The 23,212-nt window shown below is 71.6% G+C and carries 17 protein-coding genes; 14 read left to right on the forward strand and 3 right to left on the reverse strand.

The genetic code is table 11. The annotated features are described in order from the left end of the window. The first annotated feature begins 488 nt into the window (after window positions 1-488). Complete coding sequence (locus ACZ5K7_RS27915; protein ID WP_468917363.1) at window positions 489-2,030, forward strand: hypothetical protein; 1,542 nt, start codon at window positions 489-491, stop codon at window positions 2,028-2,030. Between the two features lie 90 nt (window positions 2,031-2,120). Here the strand turns inward: ACZ5K7_RS27915 and ACZ5K7_RS27920 are convergent, their stop codons facing one another. Further along, window positions 2,121-3,680 carry a Na+/H+ antiporter gene (locus ACZ5K7_RS27920; protein WP_468917366.1) on the reverse strand — a complete coding sequence of 520 codons (1,560 nt, stop codon included), beginning with the start codon at window positions 3,678-3,680 and terminating at the stop codon, window positions 2,121-2,123. A 182-nt stretch (window positions 3,681-3,862) separates the two neighbouring features. Between ACZ5K7_RS27920 and ACZ5K7_RS27925 the strand changes: the two genes are divergently transcribed. Next, window positions 3,863-6,361: an ATP-binding protein gene (locus tag ACZ5K7_RS27925; protein WP_468917369.1), complete on the forward strand. Its 2,499-nt coding sequence runs from the start codon at window positions 3,863-3,865 to the stop codon at window positions 6,359-6,361. A gap of 351 nt (window positions 6,362-6,712) precedes the next feature. Here ACZ5K7_RS27925 and ACZ5K7_RS27930 read toward each other — a convergent pair whose 3' ends face one another. Further along, on the reverse strand, window positions 6,713-7,231 hold the full coding sequence (locus ACZ5K7_RS27930) for a hypothetical protein (protein ID WP_468917372.1): 519 nt from the start codon (window positions 7,229-7,231) through the stop codon (window positions 6,713-6,715). 298 nt (window positions 7,232-7,529) lie between these two features. Here ACZ5K7_RS27930 and ACZ5K7_RS27935 point away from each other — a divergent pair, with 298 nt between their 5' ends. From ACZ5K7_RS27935 to ACZ5K7_RS27965, 7 genes are all read left to right on the forward strand, one after another. Beyond that, window positions 7,530-9,371, forward strand: coding sequence for an APC family permease (locus ACZ5K7_RS27935; protein WP_468917375.1), 1,842 nt, complete (start codon window positions 7,530-7,532; stop codon window positions 9,369-9,371). A 297-nt stretch (window positions 9,372-9,668) separates the two neighbouring features. After that, entirely contained in the window at window positions 9,669-9,758 is a 90-nt protein-coding gene (gene kdpF / locus ACZ5K7_RS27940; RefSeq protein WP_016434100.1) for a K(+)-transporting ATPase subunit F, read from the forward strand. 7 nt (window positions 9,759-9,765) lie between these two features. Beyond that, window positions 9,766-11,430 carry a potassium-transporting ATPase subunit KdpA gene (gene kdpA / locus ACZ5K7_RS27945; RefSeq protein WP_468917378.1) on the forward strand — a complete coding sequence of 555 codons (1,665 nt, stop codon included), beginning with the start codon at window positions 9,766-9,768 and terminating at the stop codon, window positions 11,428-11,430. Window positions 11,431-11,459: 29 nt separating this feature from the next. Further along, a complete protein-coding gene (gene kdpB / locus ACZ5K7_RS27950; RefSeq protein WP_468917381.1) occupies window positions 11,460-13,553 on the forward strand; it encodes a potassium-transporting ATPase subunit KdpB in 2,094 nt (697 codons plus the stop codon). A gap of 5 nt (window positions 13,554-13,558) precedes the next feature. After that, window positions 13,559-14,227 (forward strand): potassium-transporting ATPase subunit C, encoded by a 669-nt coding sequence (locus ACZ5K7_RS27955; protein WP_450972788.1) that lies wholly within the window; start codon window positions 13,559-13,561, stop codon window positions 14,225-14,227. Further along, window positions 14,227-14,910, forward strand: coding sequence for a response regulator (locus tag ACZ5K7_RS27960; RefSeq protein ID WP_468917383.1), 684 nt, complete (start codon window positions 14,227-14,229; stop codon window positions 14,908-14,910). Before ACZ5K7_RS27955 ends, ACZ5K7_RS27960 begins: the two co-directional genes overlap by 1 nt. A gap of 1 nt (window position 14,911) precedes the next feature. Continuing rightward, entirely contained in the window at window positions 14,912-17,452 is a 2,541-nt protein-coding gene (locus ACZ5K7_RS27965) for a sensor histidine kinase (RefSeq protein ID WP_468917385.1), read from the forward strand. A gap of 4 nt (window positions 17,453-17,456) precedes the next feature. On the opposite strand, the gene ACZ5K7_RS27970 is transcribed toward ACZ5K7_RS27965, so the two are convergent. After that, complete coding sequence (locus tag ACZ5K7_RS27970; protein WP_468917387.1) at window positions 17,457-17,996, reverse strand: universal stress protein; 540 nt, start codon at window positions 17,994-17,996, stop codon at window positions 17,457-17,459. 299 nt (window positions 17,997-18,295) lie between these two features. Here ACZ5K7_RS27970 and ACZ5K7_RS27975 point away from each other — a divergent pair, with 299 nt between their 5' ends. The 5 genes from ACZ5K7_RS27975 to ACZ5K7_RS27995 all read left to right on the forward strand — a co-directional run bounded on the left by ACZ5K7_RS27975 (window position 18,296) and on the right by ACZ5K7_RS27995 (window position 23,212). Next, window positions 18,296-18,643, forward strand: a complete 348-nt coding sequence (locus ACZ5K7_RS27975; RefSeq protein ID WP_351712388.1) for an SAV_915 family protein — start codon at window positions 18,296-18,298, stop codon at window positions 18,641-18,643. Window positions 18,644-18,666: 23 nt separating this feature from the next. Further along, window positions 18,667-20,001: a diaminopimelate decarboxylase gene (gene lysA, locus ACZ5K7_RS27980; protein ID WP_468917390.1), complete on the forward strand. Its 1,335-nt coding sequence runs from the start codon at window positions 18,667-18,669 to the stop codon at window positions 19,999-20,001. A gap of 110 nt (window positions 20,002-20,111) precedes the next feature. Then, window positions 20,112-20,201 carry a K(+)-transporting ATPase subunit F gene (kdpF, locus tag ACZ5K7_RS27985; protein ID WP_351712384.1) on the forward strand — a complete coding sequence of 30 codons (90 nt, stop codon included), beginning with the start codon at window positions 20,112-20,114 and terminating at the stop codon, window positions 20,199-20,201. After that, window positions 20,201-22,354 (forward strand): potassium-transporting ATPase subunit KdpB, encoded by a 2,154-nt coding sequence (kdpB, locus tag ACZ5K7_RS27990; RefSeq protein ID WP_468917394.1) that lies wholly within the window; start codon window positions 20,201-20,203, stop codon window positions 22,352-22,354. The genes kdpF (ACZ5K7_RS27985) and kdpB (ACZ5K7_RS27990) overlap by 1 nt, the downstream gene beginning before the upstream one ends. Window positions 22,355-22,357: 3 nt before the next feature. Further along, window positions 22,358-23,212, forward strand: coding sequence for a potassium-transporting ATPase subunit C (locus ACZ5K7_RS27995; protein ID WP_468917398.1), 855 nt, complete (start codon window positions 22,358-22,360; stop codon window positions 23,210-23,212).

Below are 23,212 nucleotides of genomic sequence, written 5' to 3' on the forward strand. Positions count from 1 at the left end.
GGAAGGGGGAGTGGGGCGGGGGGGGGGGGAAAACCGGAAGACACACTTCTTGTGGGGGAGGGCCGGTGGGGTCTGCTGCCCCAATCCCTCTTTTTTTCCCCCCCCCCCCCCCCCCCACGGCGGGCGCACGGACGCCGACGGGACGCCGTCGGGGGTGTGGTGCGCGGGCGCCCGTCGTTCGGAACGGGCCCCCGGCCGCCGCGGTCCGCGTCGGATCCGTGGTCCGGGGCCGTGAGGCCGCTGACGCCCGCGGCTCCTCGGGCGGCCGAGGTGAATCTATCCCTCGGCGAGTGCCGATCATGCCTGCTCAGCATGGAATTTGCGGATCCCGTACGGGCATCGCGAGCACGCCGTCAAGGTCCCGTCAAACCTGCCTGAAGGGCCGTCAGGAGCGCATCAAGGCCGCCCGTTCCCGGCCGGATCCGGTCGCAGACTTGATCGGCACGGGGGACGGGCGACCGTCCGTGGCGGGTACCTGGGAGGGGACCGTGACCATCACGGCCGGCACAGCACACAGACCTCCGACGGAGGCTGTCGAAGAGCCACGGCAGGTCAGGGTCGTCCCGCCGCCCGTGCCCACCCCGGGGCCGCGGAAGCGGCGCCCGGGGCAGCGGATCGTGGCCGCGCGGGCCGCTCTGCGCCGCCGTCTCCGGTCGACCGTTCCGGCACGGCTGCGCCTTCTGCGCGCGGCCACGGTCCTGCTCGGCGTCGCCCTGGGGATCCTGCTCCTCGTCGCCGGACTGGCCGCGAACGGCACCTGGGACGCCGTGGCCGACCGCGACGCCCCCCGCACCACCAGCGCGGCCGGCCTCGACCTGGCCCTCAACGACATGGACGCCCAGGCCGCCAACATCCTGCTGTCCAGCGGGAACGGCGGGACCGGCGAACTGGACACCCCGCACGCCAAGGCCGTCACCCTGTACGCCGACGCCCGCCGCGAGATCGGGCACGACCTGCGCACCCTCTCGGCCGCCGCCCAGGGGGACCGGACCGACGAGAAAACCGTCGAGTCGATCACCGACGACTTCGCCGAGTACCAGGAACTCATCGGCCGGGCCCTGGAGAACGACCGCCGGGCCGGCGGCAAACCGGACGCGATCACCGACTACCGCGCGGCTACCGGCCTGCTGCGCGACAGCCTCCTGCCGGACGCGCGCAAGCTGGTCTCCGCCAACGACACGGCCTTCGACTCCCGGTACGCGGCGGCCCGTTCGGCACTGTCCGCCCAGCTCGTCGCGGTCCTCGTCCTCGGTCTGCCGCTCCTGGCCGTCCTCGGCGTCGTGCAGTGGTACCTGGCCCGCCGCTTCCGCCGGATCCTCAACCCCGCTCTCCTGGCCGCCACCGTGTGCGCCCTGGCCGCGATCGTCCTCGGCACCCAACTCCTCTCCTCCACGGCCACGCATCTGAAGGTGGCCCGGCACGACGCCTTCGATTCCGTCGTCGCCCTCTCGCGCGCCCGCGCGATCGCCTACGACGCCAACGCCGACGAGAGCCGTTACCTCCTCGACCCGCAGCGCCGCACCCGGTACGCGGACGCCTTCCTCGCCAAGTCCCAGGAGCTGTACGGCATCGAGGGCGCCACGCTGTCGACCTACGACGCCGGACTCGCCGCCACCTGGCAGGACTACCGTGCCGACGCCACCGACCCGCGCTTCACCGGCGAGTTCCGGCGCGAGCTGGACAACATCACCTTCCCCGGGGAGTGGGCCGCGGCCGAGAGGACGGTCGACGCGTACGCCGTCTACGAGCGCGACGACCGGAAGATCCGCGCGCTGCTCGCCGCCGGCGAGGAACAGCAGGCGGTGGAGTTCTGCATGGGCTGGGAGCCGGGCACGTCCAACGCGCACTTCGGCGCCTGGATGGCAGCACTGGACCAGGTGACCGACATCAACCGCGCCCACTTCACCTCGTCCGTCGGCGAGGGCCGGTCGGAGTTGAGCGGCCCGCTTCTGTGGGCGTGCGCGTTGCTGTGCGCGGCCATGGTCCTGGTCGCCGTGGGACTGCGGCCCCGGCTGGCGGAGTTCCGCTGACACCTGCCCGGGAGCGCGGGACCGTACCGATGTGCGGCTCCGCCGCCGGGGCGCTCACTCGCAGACAACGACGGTCCCCCCGACGGAGCGCTACGCGTCCGCCAGCCGCGCCTCCTCCAGGTCCAGGGACCGCTGGAGCCGTCTTCGGGTCGTGTCGCTGATCGTGTGCTCGTCGTACAGCCGCCGCAGCTCCGCCGCCTCCACCCTTATCAGGTCGCGGCGCAGCTGCCGGTAGACCAGGTCGGCCGATTCGACCGTGCTGTCGGCCAGCCGGTCGCGGGCGTCGTCGAGACGGGCGTGCAGACCGCGCCGGAGCCGGTCGAGGACCACCTCGGGAACGGCTTCCAGCTCGGACAGCTCCTCCAGGCGCTGGATGCCCGCGTCGGCCAGTCGGCAGCGGGCGGCGGCCTCCTCGCGCTCGGTGTGGTCGGGCTCCAGGGCGATGCCGGAGCGGCGCACGACGGAGGCCAGGGAGAAGCCCTGCACGACGAGGGTGACCACGACGACCGAAGTGGTCAGGACCAGGACCAGCGGGCGCTCGGTCAGCGCCGAGCCGTCCTTCGCCGCCACCGGGATCGACAGCGCGGCCGCCAGCGGCACCACGCCCCGGGTGCCGGCCCAGGTCAGCACCACCGGCACCCGCCAGTTCGGCCGCTGGATGCCGCCCTTGCGCTGCACCACCGCCGACAGCGGCGCCAGCCACAGCAGCCGTACCGCGATCAGCGTGCCGGCCACCGCCAGCGCGTACAGCGGCCACGCCCGGTCACCGTCGGACAGGGCCCGCACCTGGGCGGGCAGCGCGAGCCCTATCAGACTGAAGACCACGCTCTCCAGCAGGAAGACCACCGTGCCGTAGACGGCGTGCAGCTGAAGCCTTATGCGGGCGTTGGTGAGCCGGTCGCCGCGGCCGCCCAGGACCACGCCCGCCACGACCACCGACGTCACCCCGGAGGTGTGGGCCGCCTCGGCGAGGACGTAGGCCGCGTACGGGGTGACCAGGGAGATCACCGTCTCCAGGACCGGGTCCTCGGTGCGCCGCCGGATCAGCGCGACGACACCGGCCACGACCGCGCCGATCAGGGTGCCGCCGCCCGCCAGCAGCAGGAACTCGCCGCCCGCCGTCCCCCAGCTCGCCGCCGCCGAGGCCACCGCGACGCTCACCGCGACCCGGTAGAGGACCAGGGAGGTCGCGTCGTTGAAGAGGCTCTCGGCCTGGACCAGCATCTGCACCTTCGGCGGCAGCGCGAGCCGGCGGCCGAGCGCGGTCACCGCGACCGGGTCGGTGCTGGCCAGGATCGCGCCCAGCACCAGCGCCATCTGCCAGGACAGCGGGGTGATCATCGAGGCGACCGCCCCGACGGCCGCCGCCGAGGCCAGCACCAGGCCGACGGCGAGCACCCCGACCGGCTTCCAGACCGCGCGCAGCTCGCGCCAGGAGAGTTCCTCGGCGCTGGCGTAGAGCAGCGGCGGGAGGACGACGAGCCCGATGACCTCCGGGCTGATCCGGATCTGCGGGGTGCCCGGCAGCAGGGCCACGGCGAGGCCCGCGACGACGAGGAGGGAGGGGGCGGGAATCCGCCAGCGGCGGGCGAAGGTCGCCACCACCGTGGCCAGTACCACGAGTGCCAGAACCGTACCCACGCCGCGCATGCCGTCCCCCTGGGGCCCAACAGGAGCCACTGTGACTCCCGGCCGACCAGACTTCCCGGCACACCGCCTTCACCCTATCCGGCCAAGGGCCGTCAAGACAGTGTCAACGTCCTCGTCAGTGGCGCCAGAGACGCGTCAAGAGGCCGGTCCCCGGGCCTTGCGGCGCGCTTGTCTTTGAGGTGATGAACGACGTACCGCGCGGACGACTCAAGGTCTACCTCGGTGCCGCCCCAGGGGTCGGCAAGACCTACCGCATGCTCGACGAGGCTCAGCGCCGCGCGTCCCGGGGCGCGGACGTGGCGGTGGGGTTCGTGGAGTTCCACGGACGCCCCCGGACCGCGGCCATGATCGACGGCCTGGAGGTCGTGGCCCGCCTTCGCTGCGACTACCGGGGCGGCGAGTTTGAGGAGATGGACGTCGCGGCCGTGCTGGCGCGCCGCCCGAAGGTGGCGATCGTCGACGAGTTCGCCCACACCAACATCCCCGGCGGCGGCCGGCATCCCAAACGCTGGCAGGACGTCGAGGACCTGCTCGCGGCCGGCATCGACGTGATCACCGCCGTCAACATCCAGCACCTGGAATCACTCAAGGACGTCGTCGAGAAGATCACCGGGGTGCCGCAGCACGAGACGGTGCCCGACGAGGTGGTCCGGCGGGCCGAGCAGATCGAGTTCGTGGACATCCCGCCGGAGGGCCTGCGCCGTCGCATGGCGCACGGCAACATCTACGCCCCCGAGAAGGTCGACGCGGCCCTCGCCAACTACTTCCGGCCCGGCAACCTCACCGCGCTGCGCCAGCTGGCCCTGCTCTGGGTCGCCGACCGCGTCGACGAGGCGCTCCAGTCCTACCGCGCCGAGCACGCCATCGGCGGGGTGTGGGAGACCCGGGAGCGGGTGGTGGTCGCGCTGACCGGCGGTCCGGAGGGCGACACGCTGGTACGACGGGCCGCCCGCATCGCCGACCGGTCGGCGGGCGGCGACCTGCTCGCCGTGCACGTGGCCCGCAGCGACGGCCTGGCCGCCGGTGTCTCGCACGCCTCGCTGGCCCGGCAGCGCCGGCTCGTCGAGGACCTCGGCGGCAGCTACCACTCGGTGGTCGGCGACGACGTGGCCGCCGCCCTGGTCGAGTTCGCCCGCGCCGAGAACGCCACCCAGCTCGTCCTCGGCACCAGCCGCCGGGGCCGCCTCGAACGCTTCCTCACCGGACCGGGGACGGGGGAGGTAGTCACCGCGCTCTCCGGTGACATCGACGTCCACCGGGTCACCCATGAGCGCGCCGGCCGCGGCACCCTGCTGCCCTCCCGCCGCCGCACCCTCTCCCCCCGCCGCCTGATCGCAGGGCCGGTGGCGGGGCTAGTGCTCCCGGTGCTGCTGACCGTCGCCCTCGCCCAGGTCCGCGGCACCGTCAACCTGACCAGCGAGGCCCTGCTCTTCCTGCTCGCGGTGGTGGGTGTGGCCTGCATAGGCGGGGTCACCTCCGCGGTGATCGCCTCCGTCACCGCGTCCCTGCTGCTCAACTACTGGTTCATCCCGCCCGTCGGCCAGTTCACCCTCGACGATCCCAACGCCCTGCTGGCGCTCGGGGTGTTCGCGGTCGTGGCCGCCACCGTCGCCGGGGTCGTCGACCGCTCGCTGCGGCTGTCCCGGCGCGCGGCCCGGGCCGCCGCGGAGGCCGAGACCATGTCGTCGCTGGCCGGGAGCATCGTGCGCGGCGGCCAGACCATCCCGGCCCTCCTGGAACGCACCCGCGAGACCTTCGGGATGGATTCCGCCGTGCTCGTCGAGGAGCCGCCCGACGGTGCCGACGTCACCACCGTGCCGGCCGGCCCCGGCAACTACCTGGTCCTGCGCGGCCGTACCCCCTCCGCCTCCGAGCGGCGGGTGCTCGGCGCCTTCGCCGCGCACGTCGGCTCGGCCGTGGAGAGGGCCCGGCTCGCGCAGGCCGCGGCCGAGGTCGAACCGGTACGTGCCGCCGACCGCATGCGCACCGCGCTGCTGCGGGCCGTCGGCCACGACCTGCGCACCCCGCTCGCGGCCGGCTGGGCGGCGGTGACCTCGCTGCGCAGCCGCGAGGTGGAGTTCTCCCCGGAGGACCGCGACGAACTTCTCGCCACCGCCGAGGAGTCCATGACCCGGCTGAGCCGGCTGATCGACAACCTCCTCGACCTCAGCCGCCTGGAGGCCGGCGTCCTCACCCTCAACCTCCGGGCCACCGTCCTGGAGGAGGTGCTCCCCGCGGCCCTCGCGGACACGCCGACGGTCGACGTGCACGGCGAGCCGGAGAACATGCCGCCTCTGCTGGCCGACCCGCCGCTGCTGGAGCGCGTGATCGCCAATCTGGTCGGCAACGCGGCCCGCTACAGCCCGCCCGGCAAGCGGGTGCTGGTGACGGCGAGCGCGCTGGCCGGGCGCGCCGAACTCCGGATCATCGACCGGGGCCCCGGCCTGCCCGCCCAGGGCCGCGACCGCCTCTTCGAGCCTTTCCAGCGGCTCGGCGACACCGACAACACCACCGGCCTCGGCCTCGGCCTCGCGCTCGCGCGCGGGCTCACCGAGGCGATGGACGGCACCCTGACCCCCGAGGACACCCCGGGCGGCGGACTGACCATGGTCGTCTCGCTGCCCCTGGCCGACCGCACCCAACCCTTCCGGACGCCGCAGAGCGTAGGAGGTGCCTCATGACCAGCACACCCGCCGGAGCGGTGGCGGCGCTCTCGGCGGCGGCGTGGTTCGCCGGCGGCGGAGCCGTAGATGAACACAGTTTTTCGACCAGGCCGTACGCGACGTTCGACACGAGCGCCCGGTGCCGTCGCGGCAGGCCCGGCTGGTCGTGGTGACACTGGCCGAGAAGACCGGGGCCGCGCTGGACACGGCGGGGCCGGTGAGCGCGGGCTGAGCAGGGTGCGCGGGCCGGGGCGGGCCGTACCCGCCGGTTCCGGCCGGTGTGCCGGGGGCGGGCCCGGCCGGCCGGCGGGGTCGTCGTGTTGTCCGCCGCCACCGTGCGCCGCGCCGACGAGCACCCCTGGACGGGGTCTACTCCAGGCCGGATGCCCTGAAGACACCCAGGGCGTTCTCGTGTTCGACGCGTTCGGCGAGGCGGCTCAACGCGGTCGCGCCGCACAGCAGGGTGCCGGCCGCGGCCGACCTGCGGGCACCTTCGTCGACGTGACGCCACAGCCTCGGGTTGTCGACCAGGACCTGCGGGTCGATGCGCAGTCGGTCGCCGGACGAGTCCCGCAGCAGCAGCCGGGGAGAGATGCCGTCCAGGCAGCGGACCGAGACCAGCCGGTCCGTGCGGATCCTGCGGGTGCGCAGCAGCCGACGGGAGGTCAGCCAGCCGTCGCCGGCGCGGACCCTGACGGGGCTCAGGGCGGCGAAGAGGAGCAGGGCGAGGGTGGTCCACAGGGCCGCGCGCCACCAGGCGACCGTCCCCGACCCCCAGTCGATCAGGAGGAGCAGGGCGAGGAGGGCGCCGGCGCAACGGGCAGACGCGTAGACGTCCTTGGACCAGCGGTGGTCCTCGGCGGAGGTGGCTTTGGCGCCGGGATGCATGGGGTGAAGGTAGGGAGTGGAGGAGCACGGCGTCAGTAGGTGCGGCATGTCCTTGATGGGACTCTGACGGGTTGTGGGTCGCCGCGGGGTGCGGGGGGCTGATCGCGCCCACGCGGCGGTGGCCGTGCATCGATACCGCCCCGCGTCCCTGTCAAGGAGGCGTCAAAGTCGAACCCTCCCGCGCGAAGAACGCGCAAAGAATTGTCGGTCCTGGCTGAAACGGGACAGAACCTGGTCGCATCGCGCGCGGTACCACCGCGCGCGAAGGCATATCCCGTTCGTTAAGGAGCACCCCCGCATGTCCGTACTGACCGCCGAACCGGGCGCCGTGCCCGCCGGTGAGGAGCCGCCCGATACCGGCGAGCGGCACCGGCTCACCGCCGTCACCGGCCTCGCCGCGCTGTCGCTGGACGCCATGGCGTCGGTTGCGTACGGACCGGAGGCCATCGTGCTCGTGCTGGCCGCCGCCGGTGCGCACGGACTCGGCTACACGCTGCCCGTCACCCTCGCCATCGCGGCCCTGCTGGCGGTGCTCGTCGCGTCGTACCGGCAGGTCATCGCGGCCTTCCCGGACGGGGGAGGGTCCTATGCCGTGGCCCGGACGCATCTCGGGGCGCGTACCAGCCTGGTCGCCGCCGCCTCCCTGGTGCTCGACTACGTCCTCAACGTCGCCGTCGCCGTCACGGCCGGTGTCGCCGCGCTCACGTCCGCCTTCCCGGCCCTCTATCCGCACCGGCTGTGGATCTGCCTGGTCGTGCTGGTGCTGATCACGGGCGTCAACCTGCGTGGCATCGTCGAATCGGCGAAGGCGTTCATCGTGCCGACGGTCGTGTTCGTCGGGGCGATCTTCGTGCTGATCATCGCGGGGCTGTTCCGGTCGTCGCCGGCGAGTACCGTCACCGCCGCCGGGCATGCCTCCGTCCTCGCCGACAACGCCTCCACCATCGGTGCCCTGCTCCTGCTGAAAGCTTTCGCCTCCGGTTGTGCCGCGCTCACCGGCGTCGAGGCCATCGCCAACGCGGTGCCCTCCTTCCGGGTGCCGCGCGTCAAGCGGGCCCAGCACGCCGAGGTCGCCCTCGGGGCGGTGCTGGGAGCGATGCTGATCGGGCTCTCGGTGCTGATCTCCCGGTTCCACCTCCAGCCCGTCGCGGGCGTGACCGTCCTCGCCCAGCTCGCCGACGCCTCCCTCGGCCACAACTGGGGCTTCTACGTCGTCCAGTTCGCGACGATGATCCTGCTGGCGCTGTCCGCCAACACGTCGTTCGGCGGGCTGCCGGTGCTGCTCAAGCTGCTCGCCCGGGACAACTACCTGCCGCACGTCTTCGCGCTGAAGGCCGACCGCCAGGTGCACCGGCACGGAGTGCTCGCCCTGGCCCTGGTCTCGGCGGCGCTGCTGGTGTTCTCCGGCGGCGACACCAACACGCTGGTGCCGCTGTTCGCCATCGGTGTCTTCGTCGGCTTCACCATCGCCCAGGTGGGCATGGTGAAGCACTGGAGACTGGAGCGCGGGCCCGGCTGGCGGGGGAAGGCGCTGCTCAACGGCTTCGGGGCGGTCCTGACCGGGGTCGCGGCCGTCGTCGTCACCGCCGTCAAGTTCACCGAGGGCGCCTGGCTCGTCGTCGTGATGCTGCCGCTGCTCGTCGCCGCCTTCGGCGCCGTGCACCGCGCCTACCGGCGGATCGGGGAGCGGCTCGGGCTCGGGCGGATCCCGGAGGCACCGTACCGCGAGCGGTCGGTCGTGATCGTGCCGGTGTCGTCCCTGTCCCGGCTCACCTCCCAGGCGCTCTCCGCGGCCGCCTCCCTCGGCGACGAGGTCCGTGCCGTCACCGTCTGCCATCCCGACCCCGAGGACCGGGCCCAGCTGCACGCCCTGGAGCGCGCCTGGGCCGAGTGGGACCCCGGGGTGCCACTGGTGAGGTTGAGCTGTGAGCGGCGCACCCTCGGCCGTCCCATCGCCGCGTACGTCCGTGAGGTGACCGCGGCCGAGCCGGCCACCCAGGTGACCGTGCTGATCCCGGAGACCGAGCCTGAGCGGCTCTGGCAGCGGCTGCTGCAGAACCAGCGCGGCGCCGTCGTCGCGCACGCCGTGCGCCGGGAGACCGACGCGGTGATCTGCCGGCTGCGGTTCCGCCTGTCCTGATGCGCCTGCTACGCCCGGGGCCGGCGTTCCCCCAGTTCAGGGGGGTTCGGCGGCCGAATGGCGCTGTCCGGTCGCGGGTTGGTCGAGGCCGCGTAAGAGTCCCGTCAAAGGGGCGAACACCGCCGTAAGGGACCCGTCAACGGTGGCTGAATCCGGCCAGAAAGACGCTTTCCTCTAACAGTCCGAGTCCGTTCCGAACCTCATCCAGGAGTTCACGATGGCCGATCTGGCCTTCGTCGTCACCGTGCTCGCGGGTTTCGCGCTGGTGGCCCTCATCGCCAAGGGGGTGACCAAGCTGTGACCGCCGAGAACATCGTCGGCCTCGTCGTGGCCGTCGCCCTGCTGGGCTATCTCGTCCTCGCCCTGATCTTCCCGGAGAGGTTCTGAGACACCCATGGGTCCCGTAACCGCCGCCGTGCTCCAGCTCGCCGCGCTCATAGGCGCGCTGGCGCTCTGCTACGTCCCCTTCGGCAACTACATGGCCAAGGTCTACTCCTCCGACAAGCACTGGCGTGTCGAGAAGTGGATCTACAAGGGCATCGGCGCCAACCCCGACACCGAGATGCGCTGGCCCGCCTATCTGCGCGGTGTCCTCGCCTTCTCCGTGGTCGGCGTCCTCTTCCTCTACCTGCTGCAGCGGCTCCAGGGCATCCTGCCCGGCTCGCTCGGCTTCGATTCGGTCAACCCGGCGCAGTCGTTCAACACGGCCGTCTCCTTCGTGACCAACACGAACTGGCAGTCGTACTACGGCGAGCAGACCATGGGTCACGTCGTGCAGACCGCCGGTCTGGCCGTGCAGAACTTCGTCTCCGCGGCTGTCGGCATCGCCGTCGCCGTGGCGCTGGTGCGCGGGTTCGCGCGCTCGCGCACCGGTGAGATCGGAAACTTCTGGTCCGACCTGGTCCGCGGCACCGTCCGCATCCTGGTGCCGGTCGCCGTCGTCGCCGCGGTGATCCTGGTCGCCTGCGGTGCCATCCAGAACTTCTCCGGCATCCACGCGGTCGGCCAGTTCATGGGCGGCTCGCAGCAGTGGAACGGTGGCGCGGTCGCCTCCCAGGAGGCCATCAAGGAGGTGGGCACCAACGGTGGCGGCTACTTCAACGCCAACTCCGCCCATCCCTTCGAGAACCCGACGCCCTTCACCAACCTCTTCGAGATCTTCCTGCTCCTGCTGATCCCGTTCGCGCTGACCCGCACCTTCGGTGTGATGGTCGGCTCGGTCAAGCAGGGTTACGCGATCCTCGCCACCATGGGCACCATCTGGCTCGGCTTCACCGCACTGATGATGTGGACCGAGTTCGCCCACCACGGCCCGGCGCTCCAGATCGCGGGCGGCGCCTACGAGGGCAAGGAGGTCCGCTTCGGCGTCGGCTCCTCGTCGATCTTCGCGGTGTCGACCACCCTGACCTCGACCGGCGCGGTGGACTCCTTCCACTCCTCGTTCACCGGCCTGGGCGGCGGTATCACCCTGCTCAGCATGATGCTGGGCGAGATCGCCCCCGGTGGTACCGGCTCCGGCCTCTACGGCATCCTGATCATGGCGATCATCGCGGTGTTCATCGCCGGTCTGATGGTCGGCCGCACGCCCGAGTACCTGGGCAAGAAGATCGGTTCCCGCGAGATCAAGCTGTCGGCGATCTACATCCTGATCACCCCGGCGCTGGCGCTCGTGTTCGCCGCGATCTCCATGGCCCTGCCGACCCCGCCGCACTCCATGCTCAACCCGGGAGCGCACGGCTTCTCCGAGGTGCTGTACGCCTTCACCTCGGCGGCCAACAACAACGGCTCGGCCTTCGCCGGCCTGAACGCGAACACCGACTGGTACAACACCATGACCGGACTCGCGATGCTGTTCGGCCGCTTCCTGCCGATGGTGTTCGTGCTGGCGCTGGCCGGCTCGCTCGCCGAGCAGCGGCCCGTCCCTGCCACGGCCGGCACCCTGCGCACCGAGAAGCCGCTCTTCACCGGCCTGCTCGTCGGCGCGATCCTGATCATCACCGGTCTGACCTACTTCCCGGCCCTGGCGCTGGGCCCGCTGGCCGAGGGGCTGGCGTCGTGAAAACCCGAACGGAAGCCCACGAGGACACCATGTCCACACCCACCCTTGCGCCCCACCAGGACGCGCCGACCGGGCACAAGCCCGCCGAAGGCCGCGTCGGCGCGGGCCTGTTCGACCCCAAGCAGCTGATCAGGTCCCTCCCCGAGGCCTGCCGCAAGCTGGACCCGCGGGTCATGATCAAGTCGCCCGTGATGTTCGTGGTGTGGGTCGGCTCGATCCTGACCACGGTCTTCTCCTTCAAGGACCCGGGCGACTGGTTCGGCTGGACCATCAGCGCCTGGCTGTGGCTGACCGTCATCTTCGCCAACCTCGCGGAGGCGGTCGCCGAGGGCCGAGGCAAGGCCCAGGCGGACACCCTGCGCAAGGCGAAGACCGACACCATCGCCCGCCGACTGGTCGGTGACACCGAGGAGCAGGTGCCCGGCACCGAGCTGAAGATCGGTGACCTGGTGGTCTGCGAGGCCGGCGACATCATCCCCGGTGACGGTGACGTCATCGAGGGTGTCGCGTCGGTCGACGAGTCGGCGATCACCGGTGAGTCGGCTCCGGTCATCCGCGAGTCCGGCGGCGACCGGTCCGCGGTCACGGGCGGTACCAAGGTGCTCTCCGACCGGATCGTCATCAAGATCACGACGAAGCCGGGCGAGACCTTCATCGACCGGATGATCGCCCTGGTCGAGGGCGCGGCCCGGCAGAAGACGCCGAACGAGATCGCGCTGAACATCCTGCTCGCCTCGCTGACGATCGTCTTCCTGCTGGCCGTCGCCACCCTCCCGCCCTTCGCGGACTACGCGGGCACCCACCTGACGATGGTCGTGCTGGTCGCCCTCCTCGTCTGCCTCATCCCGACCACCATCGGCGCGCTGCTCTCCGCGATCGGCATCGCCGGCATGGACCGCCTGGTGCAGCGCAACGTGCTCGCCATGTCGGGCCGTGCGGTCGAGGCCGCCGGTGACGTCTCCACCCTGCTGCTGGACAAGACCGGCACCATCACCCTCGGCAACCGCCAGGCCTCCGAGTTCCTGCCGGTGCGCGGGGCCACCGAGGCCGAGGTCGCCGACGCCGCCCAGCTGTCGTCGCTGGCCGACGAGACCCCCGAGGGCCGCTCCATCGTCGTCCTGGCGAAGGAGAAGTACGGGCTGCGCGAGCGGCACCAGGGCGAGCTGGCGCACGCCGAGTGGATCGCCTTCACCGCCCAGACCCGCATGTCGGGTGTGGACGTCGACGGCAGGAAGATCCGCAAGGGCGCGGCCGGTTCGGTCATCGCCTGGGTCGGCGAGCGGGGCGGCACCGTCGCCGAGGACGCCGACACCCTCGCCAACCGCATCTCCGAGGCCGGTGGCACGCCGCTCCTGGTCGCCGTCGAGGACGCCGAGGGCGCCCGGATCCTGGGCGTCATCCACCTCAAGGACGTCGTCAAGGACGGCATGCGCGAGCGGTTCGAGGAACTGCGCCGCATGGGCATCAAGACCGTCATGATCACGGGTGACAACCCGCTGACCGCCAAGGCGATCGCCGACGAGGCGGGCGTCGACGACTTCCTCGCCGAGGCCACCCCCGAGGACAAGATGGCCCTCATCAAGCGGGAGCAGGCGGGCGGCAAGCTGGTCGCGATGACCGGTGACGGCACCAACGACGCCCCGGCGCTCGCGCAGGCGGACGTCGGCGTGGCGATGAACACGGGTACGTCGGCCGCGAAGGAGGCCGGCAACATGGTCGACCTCGACTCCAACCCGACCAAGCTCATCGAGATCGTCGAGATCGGCAAGCAGTTGCTGATCACGCGCGGTGCGCTGACCACGTTCTCCATCGCCAACGACGTCGCGAAGTACTTCGCGATCATCCCGGCCATGTTCGCCGTGGTCTACCCGGGCCTGGACAAGCTCAACATCATGGACCTGTCCTCGCCCAGCTCCGCGATCCTGTCCGCGGTCATCTTCAACGCGCTGATCATCATCGCGCTGGTGCCGCTCTCGCTGCGGGGCGTCCAGTACAAGCCGGTCAGCGCCGACAAGATGCTCCGCCGCAACCTCGGGATCTACGGCCTCGGCGGTCTGATCGCGCCCTTCATCGGTATCAAGATCATCGACCTGATCATCTCCCTCATCCCCGGAATCGGCTGATCGCCATGAACAACTCCGTTACGAACACCGCCCGGCTGCTCTGGGCGGGCCTGCGCGCCCTCCTCGTGCTGACCGTGGTGACGGGTGTCGTCTACCCGCTCGTCGTCACCGGCATCGCCCAGGCCGCGTTCAACAACAAGGCGAACGGCTCCGAGGTCAAGGCGGACGGCAAGGTCGTCGGCTCGTCCCTGATCGGGCAGTCGTACAACCTGCCGCTGAAGAAGGGTCAGGAGACCCCGGCCGCGGACCTGCAGTGGTTCCAGGGTCGCCCGGCCAACGGGCTCGGCAGCAACAGCATCAACACCAAGTACACGTTGATCCTCTCGGGCGCGACCAACCTCGCCGCCGACAACAAGGTCCTGATCCAGCAGGTGAAGGACGCCAAGGCCGCGGTCATCAAGGACAACTCGGTGCCCGGCTACACGGTCACGCCCGCCCAGGTGCCGGCCGACGCCGTCACCTCCTCGGGCTCCGGCCTGGACCCGGACATCTCCCCGGTCTACGCCGAGCTCCAGGTCCACCGCGTCGCGGCGAAGAACAACCTCTCCGTCGACCAGGTGGAGAAGCTGGTGAAGGACCACACCACGGGCCGTACCCTCGGCTTCATCGGCGAGCCCCGGGTGAACGTCCTCGAACTCAACATCGCGCTGAAGGAACTGATCAAGGGCAGCTGATGACCCGAGTGCTGGTCGTGGAAGACGACCCACAGCTCGTACGGGCACTCGTGATCAACATGCAGGCACGCCAGTACGGAGTGGACGCGGCGCCCGACGGCGCCACGGCCCTCCGGCTGGCGGCCGCGCGTCAGCCGGACGTGGTGATGCTCGACCTCGGACTGCCCGACATGGACGGGGTCGACGTCATCAAGGCGCTGCGCGGCTGGACCCGTGTACCGATCCTGGTGCTGTCGGCACGGCAGGCATCCGACGAGAAGGTCGCCGCGCTGGACGCGGGCGCCGACGACTACATCACCAAGCCGTTCAGCATGGACGAACTCCTCGCCCGGCTGCGGGCGGCGGTCCGCCGTACCGAGGACGTGCCGCTCGCCCCCGAGACCACCCTGGTGGAGACGGACGACTTCACCATCGACCTGCTCGCCAAGAAGGCCGTACGCTCCGGCCACGACGTGCGCCTCACCCCCACCGAATGGCATCTGCTGGAGATCCTGGTCACCAACCCCGGCCGGCTCGTCACCCAGAAGCACCTGCTGCAGGAGGTGTGGGGGGTGTCGCAGAGCAACAAGACCAACTACCTGCGGGTCTACATGGCCCAGCTCCGCCGCAAACTGGAGGCGGACCCCTCGCACCCCCGGTACCTGATCACCGAGCCCGGCATGGGCTACCGCTTCGAAGGATGACATGGCACGCGGCAGGCTTCGGATCTACCTCGGCGCGGCACCCGGCGTGGGCAAGACCTACTCCATGCTCTCCGAGGCCCACCGCAGGATCGAGCGCGGCACCGACTGCGTGGTCGCCTTCGTGGAACACCACGACCGGCCGCGCACCGAGGTGATGCTGCACGGCCTGGAGGAGATCCCACGCAGGGAACTCGACTACCGGGGCGCGGTGTTCACGGAGATGGACGTGGACGCCGTCCTCGCGCGCCGCCCCCAGGTCGCCCTCGTCGACGAACTCCCGCACACCAACATCCCGGGCTCCCGCAACGCCAAGCGCTGGCAGGACGTCGAGGAACTGCTGGCCGCCGGGATCGACGTGGTCTCGACGGTCAACATCCAGCACCTGGAGTCGCTGGGCGACGTCGTCGAGGCCATCACCGGGGTACGGCAGCAGGAGACCGTCCCCGACGAAGTCGTGCGCCGCGCCGACCAGATCGAGCTGGTCGACATGTCCCCGCAGGCCCTGCGCCGGCGTATGGCGCACGGCAACATCTACCAGCCGGACAAGGTCGACGCGGCCCTGTCCAACTACTTCCGGCCCGGCAACCTCACCGCCCTGCGCGAACTCGCCCTGCTCTGGGTGGCGGACCGGGTCGACGAGTACCTGAACGAGTACCGCAGCGAGCACCGGGTCTCCACCATCTGGGGTTCGCGGGAGCGCATCGTCGTCGGCCTGACCGGCGGGCCCGAGGGGCGCACCCTCATCCGGCGGGCCGCACGGCTGGCCGAGAAGGGCGCCGGCGGCGAGGTGCTGGCCGTCTACATATCGCGCAGCGACGGGCTGACCTCGGCCTCCCCGAAGGAACTCGCCGTCCAGCGCACTCTCGTCGAGGACCTCGGCGGCACCTTCCACCAGGTCGTCGGCGAGGACATCCCCGCGGCCCTGCTCGACTTCGCACGCGGGGTCAACGCCACCCAGATCGTCCTCGGTGTCTCCCGGCGCCGCAGCTGGCAGTACGTCTTCGGGCCGGGCGTCGGCGCCACGGTCGCCCGGGAGTCGGGGCCCGACCTCGACGTCCACCTCATCACGCACGACGAGGTCGGCAAGGGGCGGCTCCCGCTGGGGCGTTCGGCGGGGCTCGGCCGGTCCCGGATCATCTGGGGCTGGCTGACCGGCGTGCTCGGACCGGTCCTGCTGACCTGGCTGCTGACCAGTGCCGCACCGGAGGTGGGCCTGGCCAACGACATGCTGCTGTACCTCGCCCTGACGGTCGCCGCGGCCCTGCTCGGCGGACTGCTCCCGGCGCTCACCTCGGCGGCGGTCGGATCCCTGCTGCTCAACTGGTTCTTCACCCCGCCCGTGCACACCTTCACGATCGCCGACCCCAAGAACATCGTCGCCATAGCGATCTTCGTCGGGGTCGCGGTGTCGGTGGCGTCGGTGGTGGACCTGGCGGCGCGGCGCACCCAGCAGGCGACCCGGCTGCGCGCCGAGTCGGAGATCCTGTCCTTCCTCGCCGGCAGTGTGCTCAGAGGGGAGACCAGCCTGGAGGCGCTCCTGGAGCGGGTGCGGGAGACCTTCGGCATGGAGTCGGTGGCGCTGCTGGAGCGGGCGGACGACGTGGCACCGTGGACCTGCGCCGGCAGCGTCGGGCCGCAGCCCTGTCGGACGCCGGAGAACGCGGACGTCGACATGCCGGTCGGCGACCACATGACGCTCGCCCTGTCCGGTCGGGTGCTGCCGGCCTCCGACCGGCGTGTGCTGGCCGCCTTCGCCGCCCAGGCGGCCGTCGTGCTCGACCGGCAGCGGCTCCAGCAGGAGGCCGACCAGGCGAAGGAGCTGGCGGAGGGCAACCGGATCCGGACCGCGCTGCTGGCCGCCGTCAGCCACGACCTGCGTACCCCGCTGGCCGGCATCAAGGCCTCGGTGTCGTCGCTGCGTTCGGACGACGTGGAGTGGTCCGAGCAGGACCGGGCGGAGCTTCTGGAGGCGATAGAGGCGGGCGCCGACCGACTGGATCTCCTGGTGGGCAACCTGCTCGACATGTCCCGCCTGCAGACCGGTACCGTCACGCCGATCGTGCGCGAGGCCGACCTCGACGAGGTGGTGCCGATGGCACTGGGCGGGGTCCCCGAGGACAGCGTGAGGCTGGACATCCCGGAGACGCTGCCCATGGTCCACGTCGACAAGGGGCTGCTGGAGCGGGTCGTCGCCAACGTGGTCGAGAACGCGGTGAAGTACAGCCCGGCGGACACCCCCGTACTGGTGAAGGCCAGTTCCATAGCCGACCGGGTGGAGGTCCGGGTGGTGGACCGCGGACCCGGCGTCCCGGACGAGGCCAAGGAGCGCATCTTCGAGCCCTTCCAGCGCTACGGAGACTCGCCGCGCGGTGCCGGTGTCGGCCTGGGCCTGGCCGTGGCCCGGGGCTTCACCGAGGCGATGGGCGGCACGCTCACGGCCGAGGACACGCCGGGCGGGGGGCTCACGATGGTGCTGAGCCTGCCGTTGGCACCGGGGCGCAGACCGGAGCGGCCGGATCTCTCGGCCGCGGTGACGTCGTAACGCCTCAGGACGACAACTGCCGTACGTTCAGCGGCAGATGCCAGGTGTTGCGGCGGTGCGCGGACGTCAGCGCGTCCTCCAGCGGGGACGGCGGCACCGCGAGGACCGGGCAGTGCGCGTGGGTCAGGCAGTAGCGGGTGACGCGGCCCGAGAAGGCCCGGTGCCAGCCGCGCCGGCCCGCGCCGACGACCAGGATGTCGTTGTCCCGGTCGGCCGTCTCCACCAGGGCCAGGCCGGGGGTGGCGCGGACGACGAGACCGTGCAGCGGGACGCCGGCCGGCGCCGCCTCGCCGAAGACCTCGCCGAGCACGACCAGCAGCCGCTCCCGGGCCAGCCGCTGCCACTCCTCGACCAGCGCCGGCGGGGTGGGGGAGCGACGTGCCGCCAGCTCACCGCCCGGCGGCTCCCAGGCCAGCACCGGCCACAGCTCGGCTTCCCGCCGTCGGGCCTCCGCCGCCGCGCGGCACAGGGCCGTGACGCTGCCCAGCGAACCGCTCACACCGACGACGACCCGACCGGATGTGCAGGTGTCGTAACCGGACATGTATCCACCGTACTTCCGCAGCGCCCCCGGGCGTGTCCCGGGGACGGACCGCCTCCATGACACTCCCCGGAGCCGGGCGCGGGCCAGTCCCGCAGCCGCTTCTTGGCACGCTTCTGACACCCGCGACCAGCGTCGACGGCCGCTCCGTCAGCGTCCCGTCAACGTCGCCGCGATCACCGTCAGCGTCCCGTCATGAGGCATCGGAGGACCGCCGGGGGCGGGCATAGCTTCTTGGGCGAGCCCCGGTCAGCCTTCCGGCGTCCGGGGCACCTGCTCTTTCCTGTGCCAGGAGGCATGCCATGCCAGAACTCTTGTGCGGTGACGATCCGGAGCCTTCCGATCGCTCCCCGGCCGGACCTCTTTTCGTACCTGTCCGGCCGGGACCCGCGGGATGTGCGGCCCGCCTGTTCCGCACTCCCCTGGGCGAGCGCACCGCCGTCGGTTTCACCTCGGCCCGCCAACTCGCCGCCACGCTCGGCCCCGACCAGGCCTGGATCCGGCTCGCCGAACCCGCGCTGCGTGCCCTGACCGCACCGCTCGGCGTCACCACCGTCACGGTCGACCCCCAGCTGTCCGCACCGGCCCCGACGCCGGTACGACCGCTCGCGCCCGTCGCCGTGTCCTCGCGGATCGCCCGAGCCGCCTGAATCGTCTGAGAGGGGAGCGGTCGATGACCACCCTGCACGAACCCGTCGTCACCACCACGCCCGCCGATCTGTCGGTGTGGCCCGCCTCCACCACCGAGCCCCGGCCCGGCGACCTGGCCGTGGGCGGAGTCCCGCTCGCCGAGGTCGCCGACCGCTTCGGCACACCCGTCTACGTCCTGGACGAGGACGAGGTCCGCGAGCGCTGCCGCACCTACCGGGACGCCTTCCCGGACGCCGAAGTCCTCTACGCGGCCAAGGCGTTCCTGTGCCGGGCCATGGTCCACTGGACCGAGGAGGAGGGTCTCGGCCTGGACGTCTGCTCGGCCGGCGAACTGGAGCTCGCGGTCACCACCGGGTTCCCGCCGGAGCGGATCGTGCTGCACGGCAACGCCAAGTCCCCGCGCGATCTGGAGACCGCGCTGCGGCTGGGCGTGGGGCGGATCGTCATCGACAGCCCCTCGGAGATCGCCCGGCTCGCCGCGGCCGTCGGACCCGACGGACACCAGAAGGTGATGGTCCGGGTGGTGCCCGGCATCAGCGCGGGCGGCCACGAGAAGATCCGCACCGGCACCGACGACCAGAAGTTCGGCCTGTCCATCGCCGACGGCTACGCCCAGCACGCCATCGCCCGGATACTGGACCAGCCGCAGCTCGAACTCACCGGACTCCACTGCCACCTGGGTTCCCAGATCACCAGCGTCAAGCCGTATCTCGCCGCGGTGCGCCGGATGGTCGGCCTCATGGCCCGCCTGCACGAGCAGCACGGACTGGTGCTGCCCGAGCTGGACCTCGGCGGCGGCCACGGCATCGCCTACCGGCCCGGCGAGGAGGCCCTCGACCTCACCGCCCTGGCCCGCAAGGTACGCGCCGAACTCACGGACGCGTGCGCGGCGGCCGGGCTGCCGGTGCCGCGCCTGATCATCGAGCCGGGCCGGGCCATCGTGGGGCCGGCCGGGATCGCCGTGTACCGCGTCCTCGCCGTGAAGAAGACCGGTGACCACACGTTCGTCGCCGTCGACGGCGGGATGAGCGACAACCCGCGGCCCGCTCTGTACGGCGTCCGGTACGCCCCCCGGCTCGTCGGCCGCACGAGCGGCGCCGCGCCGGCTCCGGTGACCGTCGTGGGGCGGCACTGCGAGGCGGGGGACATCCTGGCCGCCGACGTCGAACTCCCCTCCGACCTGCGCCCGGGCGACCTGCTCGCGGTCCCGGTGGCCGGTGCGTACCACCTCTCCATGGCCTCCGGCTACAACCTGGTCGGCCGCCCGCCGGTCACCGCGGTCCGCGACGGCCACGCCCGGCTGCTGGTCCGCCGCGAGTCCCTGGAGGACATCCGCCGCCGGGACGTCGGCCTGTAATCCGGCCCGCCCCCCCGATCCACCTCCGGGCGAGCGACGGCCCGGCCCTCGCCCGGAGGTGTCCCATCCCAAGTCCCCGTACCACGCCCGCTTTTGAAGAAGAGGTCGCTGTGACGATCGAGAACATCGTCGGGCTGATCGTCGCGGTCGCCCTGCTGGCCTACCTCGTGGTGGCCCTGATCAAGCCGGAGCGCTTCTGATGACCGCGCCCGCACCCGTCCGCGAGAAACCCGCCGGCACGGTACGACCGCCCGACGCGGAAACCGGCCGCCGGATAGGCGCCGGACTGCTCGACCCCCAACAGCTGTGGCGGGCCCTCCCCGCCGCCCTGCGCAAGCTGAACCCGGTGACCCTGGCCCGCAATCCGGTCATGTTCGTCACCGAGATCGGCGCGGCCCTGACCACGGGGCTCGCGATCGCCCACCCGTCCGGGTTCGGCTGGCTGATCACTGTCTGGCTGTGGCTGACCGTCGTCTTCGCCAACCTCGCCGAGGCGGTCGCCGAGAGCCGGGGCCGCGCCCAGGCCGACACCCTGCGCGGGATGCGCCGCCAGACCGTCGCCCGCCGGCTCACCGGACCGGCGGACGGTCCGTACGCCGAAGAGAGCGTCGGCGCGGGCGAGTTGCGGCGCGGTGACCTCGTGGTCGTCGAGGCGGGCGAGCTGGTGCCCGGCGACGGTGATGTCGTCGAGGGCGTGGCCAGCATCGACGAGTCGGCGATCACCGGCGAGTCCGCGCCGGTCATCCGGGAGTCGGGCGGCGACCGCTCCGCCGTCACCGGCGGCACCCGCGTACTGTCCGACCAGATCGTCGTGCGGATCACCCAGGAGCCCGGCGGGTCCTTCCTGGACCGGATGATCTCCCTGGTCGAGGGCGCCAACCGGCAGAAGACCCCGAACGAGCTCGCCCTCAACCTGCTGCTCGTGATGATGACCTTCGTCTTCCTGGTCGCGGTCCTCACCCTGCAACCGATGGCGATCTTCTCCAAGGAGTTCATGTCGGCCGCACCCGACACCCAGGCGATCACCGCCGACGGCGTCACCGGCATCGTCCTGGTCTCCCTGCTGGTCTGCCTGATCCCGACCACCATCGGCGGACTGCTCTCGGCGATCGGCATCGCCGGCATGGACCGGCTGGTGCAGCGCAACGTGCTCGCCATGTCGGGCCGCGCGGTGGAGGCCGCGGGCGACGTCAACACGCTTCTGCTCGACAAGACCGGCACCATCACCTACGGCAACCGGCGGGCGAGCGCCCTGCTGCCGGTCGGTTCCGTGCTGGGACGCCACCTCGCCGAGGCCGCGCTGCTGTCGAGCCTCGCCGACCAGACACCCGAGGGGCGCTCGATCGTCGAGTACGCGCAGGGACAGTTCGGTATCGCGGCCACCGAACCCGAGGGCGCCGAGTGGGTCGCCTTCTCCGCCATGACCCGGATGTCCGGGGTGGACCTGCCGTCCGGCCGACGGCTGCGCAAGGGCGCGGTCTCCGCCGTCGCCGCCTGGGTCACGGAGAACGGCGGCACGGTCCCGGCCGCCCTGGACGCCTGTGCGGAGCAGGTCTCGGCCTCCGGCGGCACCCCGCTCGCGGTCGCCGAGGTCTCCGGCGACGGCCCGGCCCGGCTGCTCGGCGTCGTCCACCTCAAGGACGTCGTCAAGCCCGGCCTGCGGGAACGCTTCACCGAGCTGCGCCGGATGGGCATCCACACGGTCATGATCACCGGCGACAACCCGGTCACCGCCCGCGTCATCGCGGAGGAGGCGGGTGTCGACGACTTCCTCGCCGAGGCGACTCCCGAGGACAAGCTCGCCCTGATCAAGAAGGAGCAGGCGGGCGGCAAACTGGTCGCGATGACCGGCGACGGTACCAACGACGCGCCCGCGCTCGCGCAGGCGGACGTCGGCGTGGCGATGAACACGGGTACGTCGGCCGCGAAGGAGGCCGGCAACATGGTCGACCTCGACTCCGACCCCACGAAGATCATCGACATCGTCGAGATCGGCAAGCAACTCCTCATCACCCGGGGCGCGTTGACCGCTTTCTCCATCGCCAACGACATCGCCAAGTACTTCGCGATCCTCCCGGCGATGTTCGGCGGGGTCTATCCCGCCCTCGACGCGATCAACATCATGCGGCTGCACTCGCCGGCCTCCGCGATCCTGTCCGCGGTGATCTTCAACGCGGTCATCATCGTCGCGCTGATCCCGCTGGCCCTGCGCGGTGTCCGCTACCGGCCCAGCAGCGCCGACGCCCTGCTCACCCGCAACCTGTGGATCTACGGCGCGGGCGGGCTCGTGCTGCCCTTCCTCGCGATCAAGCTCATCGACTTCGCCGTCGTCCAGTTCATCCCGGGGCTCTGACTCATGACCTTCCTCTCCAGGATGCCCTCCTGGATCGGCCACCACGTGGCGGCGATCCGGGTGGTCATCGTGCTCACCGCCCTCCTGGGCCTCGCCTATCCCCTCGGGATGACCGCCATCGCCCAGGTCCCGGGCCTGCGGGACAACGCCGCGGGCCGTACCTCCCTGATCGGCCAGTCCTTCCTCGACAAGAAGGGCCACCCGATCCCGTACTACTTCCAGTCCCGTCCCTCCAACGCCGGTACCGGATACGACGCCTCGGCCTCCGCCGCCGGCAACCTCGGCCCGGAGTCGACCGTGGACGTCCTCGGCCCCGACGGCAAGCAGAGCCTGCTGACCCAGGTCTGCGCCCGCAGCAAGGCGGTCGGGGAACTGGAGCACGTCGACGGCTCCCGGCCGTACTGCACCCCGGACGGGGTCGGCGCCGTCCTCGGTGTGTTCCGCGACGGCGGTACGACCGGAAAGGCCACCCGGGTCGTGAGCCTCAACCAGGCCTGCCCCGCCAAGCCGTTCCTCGCCACCTACGAGGGCGTGACCGTGGCGTGCGCCAAGCCCGGCGAGGACTACAGCGCGGCCGTCGTCACCCCCGTCCGCGGTGACGCCCCCGCCCACCCGAAGGTCCCCGCCGACGCGGTCACCGCGAGCGCCAGCGGCCTCGACCCGCAGATCAGCCCGGCCTACGCCGAACTCCAGACGCCTCGCATCGCCCGCGAACGCGGCACGACCGAGACGGCCGTACGCAAGCTGGTCGAGAAGTACACCAGCGGCCGGGCCCTCGGCATCCTCGGCGAACCCGCCGTGAACGTCGTCCAGTTGAACGCGGCCCTCGACCGCACGCATCCCGAGAAGGGGGCCTGA

It is taken from the genome of Streptomyces sp. NPDC031497, assembly GCF_055580905.1.

Excerpts from the sequence above, each read along its gene's own strand:
- ACZ5K7_RS27920 (WP_468917366.1), bottom strand. The coding sequence starts at position 3,680 with ATGCGCGGCGTGGGTACGGTTCTGGCACTCGTGGTACTGGCCACGGTG.
- ACZ5K7_RS27925 (WP_468917369.1), top strand. The coding sequence starts at position 3,863 with ATGAACGACGTACCGCGCGGACGACTCAAGGTCTACCTCGGTGCCGCC.
- ACZ5K7_RS27930 (WP_468917372.1), bottom strand. The coding sequence starts at position 7,231 with ATGCATCCCGGCGCCAAAGCCACCTCCGCCGAGGACCACCGCTGGTCC.
- ACZ5K7_RS27935 (WP_468917375.1), top strand. The coding sequence starts at position 7,530 with ATGTCCGTACTGACCGCCGAACCGGGCGCCGTGCCCGCCGGTGAGGAG.
- kdpA (WP_468917378.1), top strand. The coding sequence starts at position 9,766 with ATGGGTCCCGTAACCGCCGCCGTGCTCCAGCTCGCCGCGCTCATAGGC.
- kdpB (WP_468917381.1), top strand. The coding sequence starts at position 11,460 with ATGTCCACACCCACCCTTGCGCCCCACCAGGACGCGCCGACCGGGCAC.
- ACZ5K7_RS27955 (WP_450972788.1), top strand. The coding sequence starts at position 13,559 with ATGAACAACTCCGTTACGAACACCGCCCGGCTGCTCTGGGCGGGCCTG.
- ACZ5K7_RS27960 (WP_468917383.1), top strand. The coding sequence starts at position 14,227 with ATGACCCGAGTGCTGGTCGTGGAAGACGACCCACAGCTCGTACGGGCA.
- ACZ5K7_RS27965 (WP_468917385.1), top strand. The coding sequence starts at position 14,912 with ATGGCACGCGGCAGGCTTCGGATCTACCTCGGCGCGGCACCCGGCGTG.
- ACZ5K7_RS27970 (WP_468917387.1), bottom strand. The coding sequence starts at position 17,996 with ATGTCCGGTTACGACACCTGCACATCCGGTCGGGTCGTCGTCGGTGTG.
- ACZ5K7_RS27975 (WP_351712388.1), top strand. The coding sequence starts at position 18,296 with ATGCCAGAACTCTTGTGCGGTGACGATCCGGAGCCTTCCGATCGCTCC.
- lysA (WP_468917390.1), top strand. The coding sequence starts at position 18,667 with ATGACCACCCTGCACGAACCCGTCGTCACCACCACGCCCGCCGATCTG.
- kdpB (WP_468917394.1), top strand. The coding sequence starts at position 20,201 with ATGACCGCGCCCGCACCCGTCCGCGAGAAACCCGCCGGCACGGTACGA.
- ACZ5K7_RS27995 (WP_468917398.1), top strand. The coding sequence starts at position 22,358 with ATGACCTTCCTCTCCAGGATGCCCTCCTGGATCGGCCACCACGTGGCG.